The following is a 21,420-nucleotide window of genomic DNA, read 5'->3' as shown; positions in this document are numbered from 1 at the left end:
TAATGAAAATTACACAAATGGAGATCAAAGGTTTTAAGAGCTTTGATAATGTAGGGCAAACTATAAATATAAATTCATTCACCAGCTTAATTGGAGGGAACGGAACAGGGAAAACGGCAGTTTTACTCGCATTAACAAGAATGTTTGGCGTCAAAAGCTCCGATAGAATTATTCAAGTTGATGATTTTTATGTTCCTCCTGGGGATGAAATCGATACTCAAGATGAAAGAGAGCTATCAGTTCGTGTAAAATTCGAATTCGCAGATTTGGAAGATGGTGAGGACAATACAGTTGCAGATTTCTTTAAGCATTTAGTTTCAAGTGAAGCGGCAGAGATCCCATACTGTACTGCAAAATTAAAAGCAAAATGGACAAAGACTAACCTTGCAGAAGGAGATATAGAAAGCGACCTAGTGTGGGAAATCGGGGAGTATGAAAAAAATATAACAGCATATGAAAGATCGAAAATTCATGTTCATTATGTCCCTGCATACCGAGATCCTGCCCAACAACTGAAGCAAACAGCCGGAACCATCATGCACCGTCTGATAAATGCAGTTGAATGGTCTGATCAAATGGCGTCAACAGTTGATGAGGTTGCTGTATCAATCGGAAACCAGTTCCAAGAAGAAGTTGGGGTTCAGACGATAACATCGTCATTAGGTAGAAATTGGAAAACCCTCTTCACTGGGGGTTACTTTGAAAAGCTTCAAATTAAGCCAGTAGTGAATGGAATTGAAGATGTATTAAAACATATCGACACTGTCTTTTTACCCAGTCCAGATACACAACCATTACCAACTGAAAGATTGAGTGATGGTATGAAATCATTATTTTATTTATCTTTAGTCAAATCTGCGTTTGACATTGAAGATGAGATAATCAATTCTGATGGGAAACAGTTATCAATATCAGTAGAAGCATTAGCCCCCCCAAATCTAACTATAATATTAATAGAAGAACCTGAAAACCACCTTTCACCTCAATATTTAGGAAGGATAGTTAAACTGTGTGAAGAGATATCAGAGAATGATCGGGCACAGGTAGTTTTGACTACACATGCACCATCTTTACTTAATAGGGTGGAGCCAGAGAATATAAGATATTTCCGTCTTCATGATAATAAAAATACAATTGTCAAAGAAATATTATTACCAAGGGAAGATAAAGATGATGCCGAGAATGTTGATACTTTTACATATGTTAAGGAAGCTGTAAAAGCATATCCGGAAATTTATTTTGCAAAAGTTGTTATACTTGGTGAAGGTGATAGTGAAGAGATCGTCATTCCTAAAATAGCACAAGTAAATGGAATAGAGATTGACACTTCATTAATAACATTTGCACCATTGGGTGGTCGATATGTTAATCATTTTTGGAAACTTCTAAATGAGCTTTCAATTCCTCATGTAACTCTTCTCGATTATGATTTCAGGAGAGGGGGTGGAGGTTGGGGAAGGATTAAATACGCGGTAAAACAACTTATTTCAATTGGAGTAGACAAGAATATATTGCTTAAAATGAGTGATGGGGTTTTGTCTGACGAAGATTTAGAAGTAATGCATTCATGGGATGAAGATAGGGATGAAGAAATTGCATGGATAGAGTCGTTAAAGGAATATGGTGTGTACTTTTCCTTCCCTTATGATTTAGATTGGCTAATGCTAAATGAATTCTTTGAGGATTACAAAAAATTTGCACCTGAAAATGGAGGACCAAGATTGCCAAAGGATGATGATCCTGAATATAACAAGAAAGTTAAAGCTGCAATAGCTTCAGTTTTGAAAAAAGAAGAAAAAGATATTGATATTAGTAAGTTTGATGACTTCGAGAAGTACTTTTGGTACCGCTACTTATTTTTAGGAAGAGGTAAGCCATTATCGCATAATTATGTTCTATCAAAAATGGAAGACGATAAGTTAAGAGATAACAGTCCTGAAGTTCTCAATGAACTTATCGAAACAGTAAGAGGTCTTCTGTGATGCCAATAATAAAAGATGATGATTGGGTTCTAAAAGACATCCAAGAAGTAGAAGACGAGGCTATGAAAGTAATACGGAATAGCACAGAACATAATCTTGTTCTTGCTGGTCCCGGTGCAGGTAAAACCGAGTTATTAGCTCAGAAAGCATGTTTCTTAATTGAGACAGGAAAGTGCAGGGATAAAAGAATAATTGCATTGTCCTTTAAAAAAGATGCTGCGCAAAATCTTCAAGATCGAGTTAACTCACGACTTGACTTGAAATATAGACAAAAGTTTGAGTCAACGACATTCGATGCATTTTGTAAAAGCATTGTAGATAGATTTAAGAGTACACTTCCAGTGGCGTATCGGCCTTCAGATGATTATGAAATATATTTTCCTGAAAATAAAAAATTCGTAGAAGAGGTTAAACGAGATGCCGTTGGTTTTGAGGGACTAACTGCGGAGGAACTTAAGAAATTAAAACATAACAATTTCGAAAATAATTATATTGTTAGGCCTTATAAAAAGGGTGAAGAGCATTCGGTAGATGCTCGTATTAAACGATTTGTTTGGTATCGTTTATTGGAGGGAAAATCCAAAGTTTCGTTTAAAATGATAAACTTCCTTGCGAATTATATCATAAGAAACAATAAGTTCCTTTCAAATGCTATTAATTCGACTTACGAATATGCTTTCATTGATGAGTTTCAAGATACTACTTATCAACAATACGAAATTTTCAAAAGTATTTTTTTAGATAAAAAAATAAAAATAACAGCTGTAGGTGATACTAAACAAAGAATAATGGGATGGGCGGGAGCATTGCATAGTGCATTTGAGATTTTTAAAAATGACTTTGCGATTGAACATCATAATGAATTATTAAGTAATAGAAGATCGCTGAAAAATCTTATAAGTTATCAACGCATGATGGAGGCATTCATGAATCATGCTGATAACAAACCTGAGATGGAGTTAATCGAGAATGAAGGTTCAGCAAAGTTAATACAATTTGATGAAAGCAATATAGAAGGGGCATACATAGCATTATGTATCCAAAAATGGATTGAAAAAGGGGTTGATGAAAGAGAAATATGTATCTTATTCAGAAATCCGTCTAAACATTACACGGATAAAATCATCTCATCTCTACAAGACTTGGATATAAAGTGCCGCATCGAGAATACCTATCAGGAATTACTCAATGAAGCAATAGTTCAGTTAATCTTAAAAATGCTAATGTTTACCTGCGATAAAAAGTCTATTGAAGGCTGGAATTCTACAATGGAACTTTTATGCAACATAAGAGGGGTAAATAAAAGCAGAGATATTACTCGTTTGGAAAAAGAGCTTAGTCGTTTTATAAAATCGAACAAGGACATCAATGGAAATGTTGTTGATTATATATATGGATTAATAAGTATATTTGGTATCGATGAGATCAAGTCTTACTTCCCACAATATATAAATGGAAATGGCTTGGACTATACTATTAATTCTCTTTCACAACATCTGGAAACTTTAGGTATCAAAGATAATAAATTAGCAGCTATTGATATGTTACTCGGAAATAAAACGATACCACTTATGACGATTCATAAAAGTAAAGGTTTGGAGTTTAAAAAAGTCATCGTCGTAGGTCTTGAACCTGGTGCGTATTTTGGCGATGAAGAAGAGCAGATAGAAAATCAAAAAACAGTCTTTGTGGCATTTTCACGAGCGATTGAAGAGGTCATATTAACTCGCTGTGCAAAAAGAGCTAACTGGTGGGATGAAGTATGTTCACAAAATTTTTCTGAGATCCCATTGATAACGGATATGCTAACCTATTGTGGTCTTGAAGCTGAGATTTATAAAGATTAATCATGGGATGGCGATTTTATATCGCCATCAGACTTAGTTTGCTTTGTGCATGTTAAACTTAAAATTGTTTCCTATTTCGTTAATAACTTCCAGTGTTAACTGACTCTTTGTGGTTTGAATTATTTTATAGGCTTGGTTTTTCCCATCTGCCATACTCTCCTCAATAGTTGGTAACTTTTTATTGTTTACCACCTCTATTTTCAGTGGATCAAGATCTTTGTTATTTAAAACCAGCTTCATGGGTTTTGTTTTTAAGCTATTTAATGATGTAATTAACTCATTATCATATAGTTGCCAATCACCAGCACCGTCAGAAAGATAGTCTATGAATATATGATCACCTGGAGCATAAGAGTCAATAGAGATACTGCCATGAAAGTTGTATTTTCCATTAGAGAAGAAGGTCGTTTTTCCATTAACCCTAACGGTATTACCTTTTACAGTGTAAGAGTAATCAGATAGCCAGCTTCCTACAATGCTGTCATATCTCTGAGTAGAAGGGGAGGTCGGGTTGTAGTGCGCATAGATTGCGAATGCTGTCGCAATAATCCCGCATAAAGAACCTATAACTCCTATTAACTTTAAAAATGCAGAAGTTTTTCGTCCCATGAAACATTGCCCATATAATATAGCTCGTTAGATCAGTGATTTTAACATCATATAGTGTCCATTAACATAGTTGTTTAAATTTTCGTACACCGTACATTTCAATATTTACTAATTCCTGATTTGTACTTTACAAAACAAATTACACTTTTCTATTATTCATTTTATATCAATAAGTTACTAACTAAGGTAAATATAGGGGACTATATATTCACCTTAAGGTGAATATATGGCCGATTCGTTATTGGAGCCGCAATTAATAAGGTTGTTGAAAATAATGAAAAATAAATTTGTAACTTGCTAAAAAATTATGTTACCTATAAATAAAAATAAATTATGGGGTAACAATGAAGAGTGAATATTTAGTTAAAAAGATAATGACGAAAGGGGGAGAAAGATTTTGTATGATATTAAATTCAAACTCTGGCCTGCCGTTATACTATCAAAATATATATCTTGGTTTGCTTGGGCGACAGAAAAATAAGTCGTTCAATACTATATTGAGAAACGCCTATGTTTTGATCCTTTTTGAAAAATACTTGATTAAGGAAAATATAAGTATACTCGAAAGAGTAAGTAACAAGACTTTTTTAAGCTATACAGAGTTATATTCATTATCAGAGTTTCTTAGAGTGAAAAGGAAGAAACGTAAAATAATTGATATGGTGACATACAAAAAGGTTAACGAAGAAAATCTACATTATCGACTTACAGTTATTAGCGACTATATATCATGGATTTATGATTCGTTTTATAGAGGTTCTGTGTATGAAACAAATTCATTGCTAAAATTCATTAAATCCAACTTTCAAAAGCATAAACCTAAGATAACTTCATATTCTTATATGAGCGATAATTTCAAATCTTTAGAAAAAGAAACTGTAGAAGCTCTACTGGAATGTGTCAGTCCTGAAAGCGAATACAATCCATTTGAGAGGAATTGTCGGAAAAGAAATCAACTTGCTATATTAATACTTTATGAAACTGGAATGCGAGGAGGGGAGCTTTTAAACTTAAAGATATCAGATTTTAAAAGAAAGCAAAGATATCTGAAAATATCAAAAAGAATAAATGACCCAGAAGATCCCAGAGTATTTCAACCACTCGTAAAAACGGTTGAGAGAGAGATTAATATCAGTGAAAGGTTATGTATGCAGATAAGTTCATATATTGAAGGTGAGAGATCATATCATGCTAAATGTAAGAATCATGATTATATATTAGTTACTCACAAATCCGGAGTTACAGAGGGATTACCATTAACCATAAGTGCATATAACAAAATTATGAGAAAAATAAAAGAAATTGAATATGAAGGAAGCTCTTTCAGTCACTTCACTGGACATTGTTTACGACATACATGGAACTATATATACAGCTTAAAGTATATAGGTGTAACAGACCCATATAAATTAAACGAGTTAGATAGAATCCGGTGCATTAGAATGGGTTGGAAAGTAAACTCAAAATCAGTTCTGATTTATAATAATAGATTTATAAGCGAAGAGGCTTCCAGGGCTTTCCAGGAAGCAGATTTACTGAAAGAAGAAAAAATAAATAATAATAAAGGAGGAGTGAATGGAGAAATCGATTTTAGAAAAGCTCTCGGTATTAAAAGTAAAAGATAGCGGATTTGAATTCAATGTAAAGGATAATGTTTGGGTTCTCAGTAAAGACATAAAGTTGAATTTGTTATATTTAGAAAATACAATCAACTTATCTTTATTATCACTTGTAAAAGAAACTCTTGCATATACCGCTGTACATTTTAGCTCTGCTTATACGAGAAAGTTCTACTTTGCCATTAAGAAATTAATTGTATTTAATAATGGTGAGTTGAAAGAGTTTGAGTGTGGTTTGTTGAAACGGTTCTACAATACATTCTTAAAAATAAACTATACGCATGTAGAAAGTATGAAATACTTTCTAATAAAATTTCATGAGTTACACAATAAAGTCTTAAAACAAGAGGTTATAGATTTAATCTCAAAATGGAAAGTCGCAAAACCCAGGACAACTACGGCCTATAATGAAAGGCAAAAATACTTAAGGCCACTGCCTGATAATGAAATGAAGCACTTAATATTTAGTATTACAAAAGAATATAATGAAGGCAACATAACCATGAATGATTATCTTTTGGTTATGCTACTAATTTATACTGGTCGAAGACCAATGCAGATAGCACAACTTAAGAGAAAAGACCTTTATATTAAAAATGAAGGTAATTATTTAAATATTCCGAGATTAAAACAAGGTGGGAAGTTTCGAACTGATTTCACTGAATTGAAAATTAGTGATAATTTATTTGATTCATTATCCGAGCTTAAAGCCATAGTTAAAGCTTTTGTACAAAATGAAGCTCAGGATAAATTAAGCAAAGAAGAATTAGATAATCTCCCATTATTTATTGACCCAAGCTTTTTTAATTCTGGTTATAAGATTAACGAATTTTATGAAAATAACTTTGTAAACTTGCATATGAGTTCAAAGACAATTACAAGTCGATTGCAATCTGTTCACCGTAGAGTTAGTGGTAATAAAAATTCTACAATAAACTCCCGACAGTTAAGGATTACTCTGGCAACAAGACTTGCTCAAAGAGGATATGGGTTAAGTACTTTAGCTAAAGTTCTGGATCATACAAATTTGAAATCCGTACTATCTTATGCGAAAAATAACGAGGAGTTTTCGTTCAGAATAGAACAAGCAATTAATGAATCAATAAGCCCCTATGCTTCTTCATTTCTAATGGATAGTGAGGGTATCACATTCAAAATGATTGAGGATTTGATTAATATAAAAAAACTAACTAATCAATTAATATCCAATCATTCAAAACAATCAGAAGTAGAACTATTGGTTGCTTTATTCACAAGTGTAGAGAGTAAAATCAACACAATAATAAAGTTTCTTAACAGTGAAGAGGAATAAATACCATGTATTTTAAAAATTATGATTTTTTCGCAAATGAAGTAAGAGTTCAAGCAGAAAGAGACAATATAATAAACTGGAGTAGCCTATCATGGGGGAAAGGAGTGGCTTTCAAAAAGTTTAGTTATAAAATAAATGATATAAATATGGGGGAGCATTTTCAACAGTTAGCGAAAGTCCTTATATATAGAGAATGTTTCCCTAATGTGCATAAATCACTGATTTATCTGACAACAATCAAGCTTATGGAATATTCATATATGGAATTAAATGTTGATCTTCATATCGTTAACTTAAATTCAGAAATTATATTCAATATTGTAGATCAAGCTGAAAAAAATTACTCAATCAATCGTGCATGTGCAATAGAAAAAACACTGAAAGAAATTTTAGAAGTCTTAGCAACAAAAAACATAATAAACCCAAGACTCAGCAGGTTTAACACCAGGTTGAGAGGGATTTCAAATAAATCAGCAAGGGATATTTCAGAACAAAATAATGTTAAAAAGAAGTTACCCGAAGACGATGTGATTGATTTTATAGGTAGAGTATTTCGTTCTGATGATAAAAGTGAACGAGATATATTTACCTCCTCTATTATAGCTTTACTTCTTTGTGCCCCTACACGAATATCTGAGATCATAAACCTTGAAGTAGATTGTGAAGTTGAAGGGACTGATTCTGAGGGGAAAGCTACTTATGGCATTCGCTATTTCTGTGCAAAAGGGTATGGTGATAGTATTAAGTGGATTCCCAGTAATATGAAACCAATAGCCAGATTAGCTATCCAAAGGTTAAAAAATTTATCTCATACAGCAAGGGCTATCGCTGCTATCCGCGAAAATGGTGAATTAGAATTTTACAACCTGTTAGGAACAGAACCAGAGGCAAATGATTTTTATACAAAGCTGTGCGATATCTTGAATATAAAAAACAAAAACTCCTTTAATATCAGGACACAAAATGTCTTGGCAAAGGTCGAAGAGAAGAGAATTAGTGCAAAAGAATTTTGGAACGAAGTTTTAAATTATGAGGAAAAAACAGATCATTGGAATGATTTTTTTATTCCTACCAAACTCAGCAATAAACTCTTACTGTTAGCTAAAGATCAATTGCATATGAAAAAGGGAAGTGACTTATTTCATGTTGCACCTGCAACTAAAAAATTATTTTTTGCAGACTTCAAGAAAAGATCAGGTGCAGGGAAAGATAGTGCTTTAAATTTCTTTCAAAGGCATAAATCGTTACAACCAGATGGTATGAAAGAAGTGTTTAGAAGCCATCAGCCAAGGCATCTTTTGAATACGCTTGCTCAAAGGGCTATGTTATCTGAGGTGGAAATAGCATTTTGGTCAGGAAGACGAAGTGTTGAACAAAATAGTGTTTATGACAACAGAAGTTGGGAAGAATTGAGAAATATCGAGAGGAAGGTGTTATTTTCCGAAGAAATGTTATCTGATTTAGGAGAAGGAGTTAGATTTGAACTAATTGCTAAGATCAAAGAGAATTTAGAATCACTGCGCAATGATTATGAATTATATAAAAGCCAGCATGATAATCAACGAGTGAAAATACTTGTTAAGGAAATTAAAGAAATCGATAAAATCATAAACCATATCATTAGATATTACAATAAAGGTGACGAACATGAGCAAAAAGTTTAGTAGTAAAGATATTGAGTTTATTCTTGATAGAATAAACAGCTGGGAAGGAGATATAACTTGGGTTGGGATTTGTGACTCACTTGAAGAACATTTTGGGAAAAAACCATCACGACAAGCTCTTTCAAGACATACCGCTATAAAATATGCATATAACCAGAAGAAGAAAAATAAATATTATACTGTTACGAATATTAAAAAACCTCAGAGTCTCGCTTATGCTTCGAATAAAATTCGAACATTAGAATCTGAAAATGCGAGATTACTAAATGAGAATAATAGACTTCTTGTTATGGTTAGAGACCTTCAGATGGTCGCATACAGCAAAGGTCTTAGAGAAGATCAAATTTTTCCCCAAAACAAAAAATAATTTCAATATTAATAGGTTTTGTCTATTGATATTTTTTAAATGTGTGGTAATTATATATGTATTGTCAGGAAGACAAAATCAAATTTTGCAAGGATGCAACTTATGAACAAAAACAATTTTGATTCAGTAATGACACTTGAAGAGCAGCTTGTTGTCATCGTAGATAAATATATATCTAAACGATACCAGCCCGGAGATAAAAGTTTCTCTCACCAACTCTACCTGGTGTTCGTTGGCTATCACTTAAAGTATTTCTATCCGAAACGGATATACACCCGATCTAACCGAAACATAGACAACATTATGGCGATGTTCAGTTCTGTGTATAAATGTCTGACAGGTAATCTGTTACGACGATTAAACAACAAAGAAGCCGTTCTCCGTGAGCTAAACTCTCTTGTTAACTATATCGATAGCAATCAAGAAAAGGCAGAAGAGATATATTCTATTGTAAGAACACAGTATGAAATGAAGATGATAGATAAAGAACTGACACATGAGGTAGTTCGTGCGAGCAAGATAAGATTATAAAGGCACCAGAGAATTATGTATTACAGCTTGAGTAAGCTATGGAAATGAAGACTTTTATTAGTGTTATTTCTTCAATTTTGTATTATTTCCTGCATTCATATAGAACAGAGCAATCGGAAGTAAGCATATTCGCACTCACTACTTTATAATAGCAAGTAATTACTACCAAAATTAATAGGTGGCGATGTTATAAGCCATAATTCATAATTTTCTTTACTATCTGGGAGTAGTAAGGCTATCATAACTTGAAACAGACCACTTCTAAGATTGTGTAATCTAAAATATATAGGATAATGATTGCGTAATGAACATAATAAATAGTAATCTTAAAAAGACTTTGACCATCCTCATTTTTTTGATTTTTGCTATTTTAAGTTCTTTTTCTTTTTATCTAAACTTACCTGCTTCCGGCTACTGCCTTATGTATCTTCCTTTTATTATAGGGTTGATATTCTGCTATTTTCTGTATCCTAAATATAAAAAGGCATTAAAGTCATATGTTGATTCAATATTATATTTTCAAGCTTCGCTGGTTGCAATTATTTTGGTTATAAAAACTGTAATTAAAGTTCCAGAAGATATTTTTACACAGCATTTAAATAGTATTCACGGGTTCTTATATGTTTATGCCATGGCAATTGTTGCTGTAATCAAGTGTTGTGTTTCTTACTGTGATGGGTATTTATCTTATATGGACGAAAGAGAACAACACATAAAAGAAGCAAATGAAATAAACAAAAAAAAGAAGATGCTATAAAAAATAATAAAATATCATTAATTACAGGAGTTTCCATTTTTACCTTGTTATTATTACTTTTTAAATGAATCTTTTTCAGGTTCAACCGTTGCTATCATCACTAAAAGAGGTGAGAATACTAAAGAAAATATAATTATGGTTGATGTGACCCAATACAAGAATGTATTTTGGTGATGGTTAGCTAAATAAATAAATGATATTATATTTGCCAAAATGCAAACTAAAATAAAAATATAGCGTTTTTTCATTGGGTTTTTCTCCTCTGGTTTATTTTTATATTTTCATCTTATATCTAATTTTGTCAAATTTTTTTAAATTTACTTGTGCTACTTTATAATCATGATCAGCCAAATAAAAAAAGCCCCTTGCGTTAGGGGCTTTAACGGTGGATGGTTTTTGATTTTTATTGTTGTATTTCTTTCCAGACACCATCAGCTTTCACAAGCTTAACAGGCTTTGTCTGTTTCATATTGCTAATGGATGCATCGACAATGCAGTTATAAACATTGTTTGCTTCTTCTGTGCAACTAACTTTTCTCACATAATCTATTTTTAAAAGGTCTTTTTCGGGAATACTTGAGTTTAGAGCTTTCATACTTGCATTTGATCTATCTACAACACTTTTGAAAGCATTGTATATGTCTTTTTCAGAAGGTTCGGAATTACAGGCTGTTAATAGAAAAGTCGAAAGGAGAACTGCGAGAATTGAGTATGTTTTCATTTTCTTATCCAGGAAACGATTAATTAAGAATGCCAGATTTTGTATTGTTATTATCAGTAGAGAATGTCCATTTGCTTACGGTTTCTCCATTGAAGTCGATTTCGAGAGTTTTAGACTGAGTCTGGGAACCGCCAGTTAGCAAACCGACAACAGGGATAAAATTCGAGGCATTGAACTGATTGTTATACATTAAGTATCTCCACTGCTCGTTGCCATCGTCAAGAGTCGTTCTGGTGTCAGGCTCACCAAGTTGAACAAGTAGCTCTGCCTTAGTTGTTTTGTTTTTAATTATTTTCGATTGAAGGCTTTGAGCCGTTTCATTTTTGATTTTTTGGTTCCCTGATGTTGAACAGCCAGAAATTAAAAATATTACAATGAAAAAGGAGGTTACAATAAATTTATTCATTTTATCTTCCTTATTATATTTGATTAGGGTTAGCTTTTATGTGTGAAAACGGCTCTGTGTGCAAATTTCTTACGTAAATAGAATCTTAAAGAAATTGCTGATGCAAGATAGATAACGACAGCAAATATAAAACTTTGACTGACAGCGAATATGAAGAAAGCTATCGCCAACAGCACAATTCCTATTAGTAAAGCTAACCAAGATGAAACGGCTCCATATTTGATGGTTGAATGACAGCCAGTGCAGACGCTAACTCCAAACTGGCTCTCTTTGAAGCAGAACGGGCACTTTATTGTTTCGTTTTTCATATCAACCTCAAGGTTGCAGATTAAATGGTGCGTTTACAGAGATTCTCGATGACCGACTCTCTTTAGTAAAATTGCTTGTACCGATCGATGATCAGTACTTGATAGGCGATGACTATCATAACTAGATTATCGATCTGTAATAACGATCAATATTTTCTTGACTAAACGCAAATTTGTTACTAAAGATAGAGTGCGGTTACGAAAAGTATTTGTAATTGACTGTCTATAAACGAATTTTTCTTGCAGGTTTTAGATGATGTGTTGAATAGACTTCTGAGAAGTTTGTAGGGGTCTTATGAAGAATGCTCTTACCATAGCTTCGCAGAAGCTCTATGAACCTTCTGATAAATGGAATCCAGCCGATGAGCCTGAGATGCTTTTGCTTTTTGACGGAATTTTTTTGAAGAATCTTTTCTACGATTTCATTCCGTTTGTCTTCTCTGAGCCGTAGTTCCAGTTCGACAATTTTTCCACTTATGCTTTCCCTTGGAATATCCGTTGTTGCAACATCTTTTGCAGGAGCAGGAGCAGGAGCAGGAGCAGGAGCAGGAGCAGGGGGTTCTTTTGGTGGTATGCCGGTTCGCAGAGCTTCTAGATGATTGGGGTTGTAGTTGAGCCTGTCACTAAGATTTGCCCAACTGTAGCTTTTACCCAATTGCGAAGCTTTGAAAGCTATATCGCGGTAGGAGAATGAGAACCCGTTCATTTTCCCGGTAGAAGCGACATTGGCCTTCCAAGATACTTCTGCTTCTTCCAGCCTCTTGATAAAAGTTAAAAGGTCAGGCTTATCAGCCAAACTTTTATCAATGATCTGTTGAAGGGATTTCTTGGGACAGGGAACACCAGTCCGTTCTGATAGCTTCTGTTCGTTTCGAGAGATTCTCTTCCGCTTCGGTTGTGTATTTGAGAGGGATGGTGCTGTCTTGGTCACTGTCAGACCATGAGCGATTTCGAGTTCACTAATGATCCGTGTGCTTATAAGGTTTTCGTTCCTACCCAAGTAGAGCTTCCTACCAGCTATGTCGATTCTGCTGGCGATAATGTGTATGTGCTGGCCTTCGTCGTCATGTAAGACATAGCAACGGAGGTGAGTATCACTGAACCCCATCCTCTTCATGTAGTCATCTGCTATGTTTACCCATTGGTCATTTGATAATGTTTCTCCGTCAGGCAATCGTAGCGAGTTGTGCCAAACTGGTTTCTGAGCATCGGGCCGAAGTGGTTTAGTGCCATCAAATTCAGTGATCAGTTTAGAGGCTGAATCACCTAACATGTTCCCGCCAATGACGACTGGATCGCTTTTATGATGTGCTCCCGGCTTCAATGCATATTGAACAACACCTGCGAAGCTTTTACCCCTCTTGATCTTCTGCATTCCTTTCATGCGAAAAACTACCTTACGGACGGATCAGAACCTGTAAGACATGAGCGAAGCTCTTTAATCTGCTTTTTAACAGCGAAGATCTCTGTTTTCGTCAGTTCACTATTACTGCTTTTAGTATCAAGGTGGATTATTAGACGATTTAGCTTTTGAGATATATCAGACAATGATTGCCAAACTTCTAAATTGATTGCAGGAATGGTCGGAGGAAGCTTTTGAAGTGATGCCATGCGAAGCCATTCACCTTTGCGTTTATCACCACGGCTTGCATTGAGAAGCTCTAACTCTTCTTTATTTAATCGTACACTTACACAGTGTATTCGCAATGATTGAGATTTATTATCGCTAATAGGTTTGAAATTATTTGTATACGACAATGTTATTATTTTACCCATATAAACTCCTTTTTATATGTTTATTCGCTTTAAAGTGAGCAATTCCTTTGCAGCACATTATATATTTATAGTGGAAATACAATTCATGTCAATGAGTTAGGTTAGACTTTGACTTTCTTTTTCAACCGAAGGGCGAAAAACAAGGGAACTCAAAGAAGCGGAGCTTCGATGAGTTAGCCCTTGCTGTTTATATTGTTTAACCTTTATTTTGCTGAGTTAATATCATGTTTAGTACAAACTCTTTTTTTTCATAATCACTAAAATCTTCAAAATCCCACCCGTCCAATCTTTTGAATTGTGGAAAAAAGTTAATATAACCATCAAAATTGGTTTGTTGACTAAATGCAATTTCATTACTCTTAAATAAAGGTATTATGAATATATAAGTTAGGAACGTATAATGAAATTCCCCTACGGCATAAGGAAGGTTCTGTTTTTTATTTTTAGAAAGATAAACAATTAAGGATGGTTCTTTGTGATAAAGTTGGTAGTTTTTTAATATGGCTATTTTAGGAAGTTTTTCATAGAATTTAGTAGGTGACCTTATCCATTCTATAGTTTCATTAAATTCATACAAGTCTTTCCTGTCATTAATGACACTCAAAGCAAACTTCACAAGTGATTTATAAATATTTTGTTTGCGAATTTTTTGATGGAAATGTAAATCTACATTTTTTGGTGGTTCTAAATCAGAATTACAAGGTTCAGGATCTGTTGGTGTATGTGCTAAAACGAAATCCACATGTCGGTCATGCCCATCAATAGTTTTATTAATATATTCGAAAGAAAAGTTTTTTCCTTTGATTTTAGAAACTTTGTTGTCTTTGTTTTTAATTCTAAAAAATGATGAATATAATTTCAAGTATGTATCAATATCTCTTTCAATATTCTGATCGAAATATTCATTGCAAAAATCACACTCTTCATTGAGAATTATTTTTTTATTGCCAAGAGACTCTGAAATGGCATGAGCTTCTTTTGAAAATGTTGGGGGGGAGTCGTTTTTATTATTACAAAATCTACACACTCTGTTAGCTTTAAACCCTTCTCCAATCTTTATTTTTCCTTTTACTCCCTTAGGATCAATCCCATGCATAGAATATTGATCTATAAAGTCGCTGAAGTTAGAATTAAAAAATTCAATATGGACATCTTTACTTACTTTATCAAGATGGGCTAATGAAAGAGAAGTATGTAATTTAATTAATTGTGTCTGACTAACATTTTCTATCGCTGGTAACAGATAAAAATGTTCATTTTCCTCAAGGTTGTTAATGAAAGTGTTTAATCGGTTCAAGCTTGGGGATTTGTTTTTATATTTATTAATGTATTGGTTAATTCTAAATCTAAGCTCTTTGGTGTTTTTTATTAGCGATAACACACATCCTATATCTTTATCAAATTCATATTTTGGGTCTAAAGCAAAAGTTATTTCACTCATTGAAAGAAAAAAATCATATGAATTAGACATTGTCCCTAACATATGATGCTTATCCTTGGATATGAAATTGAACCAAATTCTAATTTGTGTTTGATACATTGTAGAGATCCTTTTCTTAATAAATATAGTGTCATGTATCTTAGTTCATGATAAGCCAAATTGATTGAAGTCAACAGTCTTTTTTAAGTATGCTAGATGTATATTTAACTGTGTATCCTTAATTAATGTTATTAATTATCAATTGATTGCTGTGTAATGATTATACTGCTGCATCATCGGCGTGTGGTCGGTGAGATCCATGTCGATAGACTCTTTCATAATGAATTTACTCGATTTTCAATCATTCTGTTTGTTCCACTGAAGCCAGTCGCGCGCCGAAAAACGGCCGAATCTGAAACATTACCGATCGGCGACAGATTGGATATGGGCGATGCTTGCCATCGCCTTAGTCCCCTGTGCCGGCGGCGGCGATGAGTGCGGGGATGTGCCGCCGATCGGCTGCTCATTACACGACATCCCCTCGTCGTCAGAGATCCTGCCCGTCAGGCGTTCCTACACTGACGGAAGTCCTGCATTATCACTGAAAAGCATCGTGTTTTTCCAATTGGCGTCAGCCCGGACATTCCCGCATCGTCATCATCGGGGCGGAGACGGCGTTTGGCAGACGTTACCAGAGCCATGACCGGAAATGTATCCGTTTGGGCGGCTCTTTCGTCGGCGTGCGAAGTGATTCGCAACGCCGTGCAATGTGTCGTGTAGGATGCGGCAGAAGCGCTAACCCTGTGGTGAAAGCGCGACATTCGACGGGGCGGTCGCCCAGATTGTCGATAAATCCCCTGAGCGACATAAACGGTTCCTCGCTCTGTTCGCCCGCCGACGGGCAAGTATCGGCCGCTCAGGCTCCGGAGGCCGGTGACTGATGCTCGGGCGCTGTCTGTCGGGCGGTTTCCCCGGCCTCCAATGTTTGTCGATGGGTGAGCATCGGAAAGCATTTCATCCATAACCCCACCACGAACAGCGTACCGATGCCGCCGATAACGATGGCGGGTACAACGCCGAGCCAGGCCGCGGTAACGCCGGATTCAAACTCTCCCAACTGGTTGGAGGTGCCGATGAAGATCGAGTTGGCGGCGCTGACGCGCCCGCGCATTTCATCCGGCGTTTCCAGCTGTACCAACGTGGAGCGGATAACTACGCTGATCATATCGGATCCCCCCAGAATCAAGAGCGCAAACAGCGACAAGAACAAGTTGGTGGAAAGCCCGAAGGCGATGGTCGCGATACCGAATAGCGCTACCGCCATAAACATGATTTTACCGACGTTGCGCTGAAGCGGCCGGCGGCTGAGGTAGACCGACATCAGTACCGCGCCCAGCGCAGGTGCGCAACGCAGCAGCCCTAACCCCCACGGGCCGGTGTGCAGAATGTCTCTGGCGACGATGGGCAACAGGGCCGTGGCGCCGCCCAGCAGCACCGCAAACATATCCAGCGAAATCGACCCAAAGATCACCGGGTTGCGGCGGATGAAGTTCATGCCGCCGAACAGCGTTTCCTGGCTGACGGGGGTGCGTGCCGGCGCTTTGTAGTTGTAGCGCAGGTTCAGCAGGATCAGTGAAGAGATTAAGAAGCAGACCACGCTGGATGCGTAAAGCGTGGTTGCGCCTATCAGGTAGATCAACCCGCCGAGCGCCGGGCCGGCAATGACGGTCGCTTCGCGGGCGGAAGCCATTAGCGCCACCGCGCGGGATAGTAACGCCGGTTCAATCAGGTTAGGCAGTAGCGCCTGCGTGGCCGGCATTTCGAATGCGCGAGTTGCGCCCAATAGCGCCGAACAGCCGTAAATCATGGCGGCGCTGATGGTATGAGTGACGCACCCTACGACCAGGATAAACACCGTCGCCGCCATGATGATGCGGCAACACAGGATGATACGCTGGCGATTGTACTGATCCACAACGTGGCCCGCCGCCAGTGTGAGCGCCAACTGCGGCAGAAACTGCGACAGACCGACCAGCCCCAGATTGAGAGCGCTATTGGTGAGGTCGTACATTTGCCAGCCGATCCCCACTACCAGCATCTGAAAGGCGAAGGAAGAGGCAATCTGACCTATCCAAAAACACATGAAGGTGGGGTGTTTTAACGGGGATGTATCCACAGTTTCCATCCGGTTCGGGAAATAAGAACAAGCCGACAGTGTACCTGAGTTAAGGCTTGATAAAACAGCGTATTGGCTGTGCCTGGCAAAGATTGGAAAACCATGATGAAACATGCCGTGACGGATAAGGTAAAAGAACAGAAGGTGTTAATAATCGTCATGTTTTTTATTTTGATGACGGGTAATCTAAATTTATTGCAGGTATCCGGCTGTCGAAATGCGTTTCAATAAGATAAAATAGTGGCGATTTTATTTTTTATGTATTGATATTTATCGTTTTTATTTTGTTTAATCCATTTTATCGAGGGTTTTTATGGAACAGTTACCTGCATGTCCAAAATGTCAGTCAGCGTATACATGGCAGGACGGCGAGATGCTGAATTGCCCCGAATGCGGGCATGTATGGGCGCAGGCCGGCGAGGCAGATGCCCAGGAAGAGGGGCTGATCGTCCGTGACGCCAATGGCAATCTACTGGCGGACGGCGATACAGTGACTGTTATCAAGGATCTGAAAGTGAAGGGCAGTTCGTCCACATTGAAGATTGGCACCCGGGTGAAGGGGATCCGCCTGGTGGAAGGCGACCATAACATCGACTGTAAGATCGACGGGTTCGGCGCCATGAAGCTGAAGTCCGAGTTTGTGAAAAAGAACTGAGTGCGCGCTCCCTGCTTAACCGGCAGCCGCCGTCGGCATATATTCCACCCGATTGCGGCCGGCGTTTTTCGCCTGGTACAAGGCAATATCCGCCGCACTGTATAGTTCGTCGAAATGCGCCTGCGGCGGTGCCCAACTGATACCGAAGCTGGCAGTGACCAGGTATTCAGGCAGCGCGTCCAGCGGCGTGTGGTTCAGGCTGGCGTGAATGTGTTCCGCCAGTTCCACCGCCTGCATCAGCGAGTAGCCGTCCAGCAAAATGGTGAACTCTTCCCCCCCGACGCGGCCGATGCTGCCCTTCCCTTGTAAAACATCTCTGATACGTCCGATGAGCGCGCAGATCACCGCATCGCCGGTGGGGTGGCCGTAAGTGTCGTTGATCTTTTTAAAGTGATCGATATCCAGCACGATCAGGGCGGCCTGCTCGTGTTCCAGCGCGAGATCGATCAGGTCGATAATGGCGCTGCGGTTAAAAACATCAGTCAGCGGGTCATGAGTCGCTTTGTATTCGAGCTCTACCGCCAATTTATGCAACTGTGCGTTGAGGCGGGTCAGCTCACGTTCCGCCCGATCGCTGCGCGTAATCAGCCGGTGGGTTTCCCGCACCAGACGCTGGTAATGCTCCGTCAATATCAGCAGATTTTCCCGATAGATATCCGCCGGCATATTCGGTTGCACAGCCACATTGCGCGCAGAAAGCAGGATGTCATATTCCGGGGTAAAAAGTTCATAGCCGCTCATTGCTGTTACTCCAGTATGTGGCTGTAAAACGCAAGGGCAGGGAAATCGATGCGTAATTCCTGACCGAATTCTTCGGCAATATCGTCGTCCCGGTCGTAGTGCCAGTGTAGCGCCACGGGTTGTCCGTTCTCGGCCGCCTGATTGAGCACGTTGAACAAGCCGAACAGCATTTTGGTGCTGGAGCTGTTGAAATAAGCCAGCGCTACATGGCATTCCGTACAGGCATTCTGCCAATCCGTGTCGTTGATTTTGGCCGCCAGATACGCCTGCACTCTGGCGATCAGCGGGCCATAAAACGCGGCGGCATTTTCAGGGTAGGACTCGCCTGCCAGGGAAAGATGATGTGTGTCGAAGTGAAAATCCACGGTCGGCGTACTGGGTGTACCGGCGATATGGAGATTTTCCGTTGTTATAGTTTCCGTCATGGTTAGATCACCGCCTTCAGATAAAACGTGGCGAGCCCGGTGGCGTCGTCGTCACGAAAGGTGAACTGCAAGGGTTCGCTGGCATCGCGGGCGATAGTCAGCAGTCCGATATCCGCGCCTTTGCTGGATGCCGGCGTCTCTTCCCGTAGCGAGGCTTTATACGCAAGCCGGATTTCATCGCTGCTCATGGCGCTCAGCGGTTCAAGCCGGCCCTTGAGTTTCTCAATATCGCAGGGATGAACCCGGTTGGCGCATAGCAGAAAGTATTTCCCGGCTTCATGGCCGACGCACACAGAGCCGTGGCGCACTTCGTCGTTGATTTGTTCTTCCCCGGTCAGCGCCGTCGCCGAGTAATGGATAATGTTCTGCATCGACTCCACCAAGCTGGAAAACAGCCGACGGCGGGTTGCCGGCGGAACCCGGCTTTTCTCAAGCTGGAGTCGTACTGTTTCCGCCAGCGAGCAGATGATGTTCTGTGAGAAATACCCCACGTAATACAGCGCGATTTCCTGCTGCTGTATCAGATCGAAAATATCGGCATAGCCTTCGTGGGACGTGGTTCTCTGCGGAATCTGATGGTGTGTATTCACGGGTATCTGAATCCCCATAAGGTGAGATCGTCGCGTCGTTCCTGCGTGCCTTGCCAGTCGAGATGGTGTTGCAACACCTGGTGTGCAAGCACGTCCATCGGCAGTTCCCGCAAACGCAGTAGCAAGCTTTGTAAGCGACGTTTGCCAAACTTGATCTGTTTTTCACCGCCGATCTGATCCGTAAGCCCATCGGTGGCAGCGAGCAGCAAATCTTGTGGTTGCAACCGCCGCTGGCAGGTCGGCCATTGATAGTCATACGGCGTATCCGTGTAGCCAATGCCCATTCGGTCGCTATCGAGGGTGAGTAATTCGTTGTTTGTGGTATCGATAAAAAAAGCGTGCAGACGTGCGCCGGACCAATGAAGTGTATGCGTTTCGGTATTCACGTAGATGATTAGCGCGTCGCACCCATCGTTGGATGCGGTGAACTGGCCCTGGAAATCATTCTGGCCCAGCGTGTCTTTGATATAGCGGTTGATATACCCCAGTAGCTGGCCGGTCTGAGCGGGGGAATGGCTGGAGAGCGCCTGTTCCAGCGCGGAATTGAAGATGAGCGTCATAAACGCGCCGGGCACGCCGTGCCCCGTACAATCGGCAATGACGGCCAGCCAGCCGTGCTCACAGACCTGAAAGGCATAGCAGTCGCCGCCCACGCAGTCCCGGGGTTCCCAGGTCAGGCACCAATCTTGCAGCGAGGCCGCCATGGCCTGCCTAAATGGGCTTAGCATCGCCCCCTGTATGACGCTGGCATATTCTATACTTTGTATGATCTGCTGATGCTGGCGGGTGTGTATATCCGAGACGGTTCGAAATAAGTCCAGACCAAGCCCAATGCCCAGATAGCGGCCGTTTTCGGTAATGATAAAACCGTCCGCCAGAAATTTGTCTCCGCTGATCACGGCTTTATCGGCCACATCGCTCAGTAGTGAAGAGGCTTCTACCATCAATGGGTTTTTATCCATGAACGCGATACAACTTTTACGGTCGTAGATTTCACGGTAGTAGGGGCGCGTCATCTGGGATAGAAAACTGTGGCGATTGATGAGCCCGAGAGGATACCCCTCCTCGACGATCGGCAGGCTGGTCAATTCTTTGTGACGGCTGAAAAGCTGCATCACGGTTGCATTATCGGTGGCGGGGGAGACATTGGGTGTGGCGATACACAAGTCACGCGCGCTAGGAAAATTGACACAACGTAGCCGGTTAATCGGGGCGGATAAAGTGCTCATGTGCTTGTCTTAAGGCAAATGCGACTGTGTTGAAAATAGCAATGCCGGATGACAGAAACATGACAGTGACAAAACCCGGTGGAGGGTGCGAGGGCTGTTTCGTGTTCCTTGTAGTGACGTGACGCCAGCGATGGTTAACGAAAAAGCGAGATCTCAGGGCGGGGAGCTGGCACATACGATGTTAGGTTTTGTGTTGCAGTTCGTGAGATAACCTTTACATATATGAACAAATATTTCCATGTGGGTTATTAAATGAACATTTTTATGCATTTTCAATCTTAATGA

At 39.2% G+C, this 21,420-nt stretch carries 21 protein-coding genes; 9 read left to right on the top strand and 12 right to left on the bottom strand.

Features of this window, described 5'->3' with window-relative positions; genetic code table 11:
• Positions 1-2: 2 nt before the first annotated feature.
• Both DPA2511_RS15170 and DPA2511_RS15165 read left to right on the top strand, forming a co-directional pair.
• Complete coding sequence (locus DPA2511_RS15170) at positions 3-1,982, top strand: ATP-dependent nuclease (protein WP_015854630.1); 1,980 nt, start codon at positions 3-5, stop codon at positions 1,980-1,982.
• On the top strand, positions 1,982-3,829 hold the full coding sequence (locus DPA2511_RS15165) for a UvrD-helicase domain-containing protein (protein ID WP_015854629.1): 1,848 nt from the start codon (positions 1,982-1,984) through the stop codon (positions 3,827-3,829). Before DPA2511_RS15170 ends, DPA2511_RS15165 begins: the two co-directional genes overlap by 1 nt.
• Before the next feature lie 33 nt (positions 3,830-3,862).
• On the opposite strand, the gene DPA2511_RS15160 is transcribed toward DPA2511_RS15165, so the two are convergent.
• A complete protein-coding gene (locus DPA2511_RS15160) occupies positions 3,863-4,438 on the bottom strand; it encodes a hypothetical protein (RefSeq protein WP_015854628.1) in 576 nt (191 codons plus the stop codon).
• Positions 4,439-4,782: 344 nt separating this feature from the next.
• On the opposite strand from DPA2511_RS15160, the gene DPA2511_RS15155 reads away from it, so the two are divergent.
• The 6 genes from DPA2511_RS15155 to DPA2511_RS21905 all read left to right on the top strand — a co-directional run bounded on the left by DPA2511_RS15155 (position 4,783) and on the right by DPA2511_RS21905 (position 10,688).
• Positions 4,783-6,063, top strand: a complete 1,281-nt coding sequence (locus DPA2511_RS15155) for a tyrosine-type recombinase/integrase (protein WP_023638425.1) — start codon at positions 4,783-4,785, stop codon at positions 6,061-6,063.
• On the top strand, positions 6,014-7,369 hold the full coding sequence (locus DPA2511_RS15150; RefSeq protein ID WP_015854626.1) for a site-specific integrase: 1,356 nt from the start codon (positions 6,014-6,016) through the stop codon (positions 7,367-7,369). Before DPA2511_RS15155 ends, DPA2511_RS15150 begins: the two co-directional genes overlap by 50 nt.
• A gap of 5 nt (positions 7,370-7,374) precedes the next feature.
• Positions 7,375-9,033: a hypothetical protein gene (locus tag DPA2511_RS15145; RefSeq protein WP_015854625.1), complete on the top strand. Its 1,659-nt coding sequence runs from the start codon at positions 7,375-7,377 to the stop codon at positions 9,031-9,033.
• A complete protein-coding gene (locus DPA2511_RS15140) occupies positions 9,017-9,400 on the top strand; it encodes a hypothetical protein (RefSeq protein ID WP_015854624.1) in 384 nt (127 codons plus the stop codon). Before DPA2511_RS15145 ends, DPA2511_RS15140 begins: the two co-directional genes overlap by 17 nt.
• Positions 9,401-9,502: 102 nt before the next feature.
• Positions 9,503-9,931: a hypothetical protein gene (locus tag DPA2511_RS15135; RefSeq protein WP_015854623.1), complete on the top strand. Its 429-nt coding sequence runs from the start codon at positions 9,503-9,505 to the stop codon at positions 9,929-9,931.
• A gap of 304 nt (positions 9,932-10,235) precedes the next feature.
• The gene (locus DPA2511_RS21905) at positions 10,236-10,688 is read left to right on the top strand and encodes a hypothetical protein (protein WP_023638424.1); all 453 of its coding nucleotides are present in this window, start codon (positions 10,236-10,238) and stop codon (positions 10,686-10,688) included.
• A gap of 53 nt (positions 10,689-10,741) precedes the next feature.
• Here DPA2511_RS21905 and DPA2511_RS23745 read toward each other — a convergent pair whose 3' ends face one another.
• The 7 genes from DPA2511_RS23745 to DPA2511_RS21900 all read right to left on the bottom strand — a co-directional run bounded on the left by DPA2511_RS23745 (position 10,742) and on the right by DPA2511_RS21900 (position 17,504).
• Positions 10,742-10,936 (bottom strand): hypothetical protein, encoded by a 195-nt coding sequence (locus DPA2511_RS23745; RefSeq protein ID WP_015854622.1) that lies wholly within the window; start codon positions 10,934-10,936, stop codon positions 10,742-10,744.
• A 155-nt stretch (positions 10,937-11,091) separates the two neighbouring features.
• Positions 11,092-11,409, bottom strand: a complete 318-nt coding sequence (locus DPA2511_RS15125) for a hypothetical protein (RefSeq protein WP_023638423.1) — start codon at positions 11,407-11,409, stop codon at positions 11,092-11,094.
• Positions 11,410-11,428: 19 nt separating this feature from the next.
• Complete coding sequence (locus DPA2511_RS15120; protein ID WP_015854621.1) at positions 11,429-11,815, bottom strand: hypothetical protein; 387 nt, start codon at positions 11,813-11,815, stop codon at positions 11,429-11,431.
• A 531-nt stretch (positions 11,816-12,346) separates the two neighbouring features.
• On the bottom strand, positions 12,347-13,507 hold the full coding sequence (locus DPA2511_RS15115; protein WP_015854620.1) for a relaxase/mobilization nuclease domain-containing protein: 1,161 nt from the start codon (positions 13,505-13,507) through the stop codon (positions 12,347-12,349).
• 8 nt (positions 13,508-13,515) lie between these two features.
• Positions 13,516-13,899, bottom strand: coding sequence for a hypothetical protein (locus DPA2511_RS22940; protein WP_000516220.1), 384 nt, complete (start codon positions 13,897-13,899; stop codon positions 13,516-13,518).
• A 196-nt stretch (positions 13,900-14,095) separates the two neighbouring features.
• Positions 14,096-15,382, bottom strand: a complete 1,287-nt coding sequence (locus tag DPA2511_RS15110) for a hypothetical protein (RefSeq protein ID WP_226376605.1) — start codon at positions 15,380-15,382, stop codon at positions 14,096-14,098.
• 853 nt (positions 15,383-16,235) lie between these two features.
• Positions 16,236-17,504, bottom strand: coding sequence for an MFS transporter (locus tag DPA2511_RS21900; protein WP_015854618.1), 1,269 nt, complete (start codon positions 17,502-17,504; stop codon positions 16,236-16,238).
• A gap of 304 nt (positions 17,505-17,808) precedes the next feature.
• Between DPA2511_RS21900 and DPA2511_RS15095 the strand changes: the two genes are divergently transcribed.
• Positions 17,809-18,150 (top strand): zinc ribbon domain-containing protein YjdM, encoded by a 342-nt coding sequence (locus DPA2511_RS15095; RefSeq protein ID WP_015854616.1) that lies wholly within the window; start codon positions 17,809-17,811, stop codon positions 18,148-18,150.
• Between the two features lie 15 nt (positions 18,151-18,165).
• Here DPA2511_RS15095 and DPA2511_RS15090 read toward each other — a convergent pair whose 3' ends face one another.
• From DPA2511_RS15090 to DPA2511_RS15075, 4 genes are read right to left on the bottom strand one after another with little or no spacing between them, the layout of a single operon-like run.
• Complete coding sequence (locus DPA2511_RS15090) at positions 18,166-18,891, bottom strand: GGDEF domain-containing protein (protein ID WP_015854615.1); 726 nt, start codon at positions 18,889-18,891, stop codon at positions 18,166-18,168.
• Between the two features lie 5 nt (positions 18,892-18,896).
• Positions 18,897-19,316 (bottom strand): DUF1987 domain-containing protein, encoded by a 420-nt coding sequence (locus DPA2511_RS15085; RefSeq protein WP_015854614.1) that lies wholly within the window; start codon positions 19,314-19,316, stop codon positions 18,897-18,899.
• Between the two features lie 2 nt (positions 19,317-19,318).
• Positions 19,319-19,924, bottom strand: a complete 606-nt coding sequence (locus DPA2511_RS15080; RefSeq protein ID WP_015854613.1) for a SiaB family protein kinase — start codon at positions 19,922-19,924, stop codon at positions 19,319-19,321.
• Positions 19,903-21,135, bottom strand: coding sequence for a SpoIIE family protein phosphatase (locus tag DPA2511_RS15075; protein WP_015854612.1), 1,233 nt, complete (start codon positions 21,133-21,135; stop codon positions 19,903-19,905). The genes DPA2511_RS15080 and DPA2511_RS15075 overlap by 22 nt, the downstream gene beginning before the upstream one ends.
• Between the last annotated feature and the right edge of the window lie 285 nt (positions 21,136-21,420).

It is taken from the genome of Musicola paradisiaca NCPPB 2511, from assembly GCF_000400505.1.
GTDB classification, from domain to species: domain Bacteria; phylum Pseudomonadota; class Gammaproteobacteria; order Enterobacterales; family Enterobacteriaceae; genus Musicola; species Musicola paradisiaca.
The sequence above is the reverse complement of the archived record's forward strand: the minus strand, read 5'-3'. Positions and strand labels throughout refer to the sequence as shown.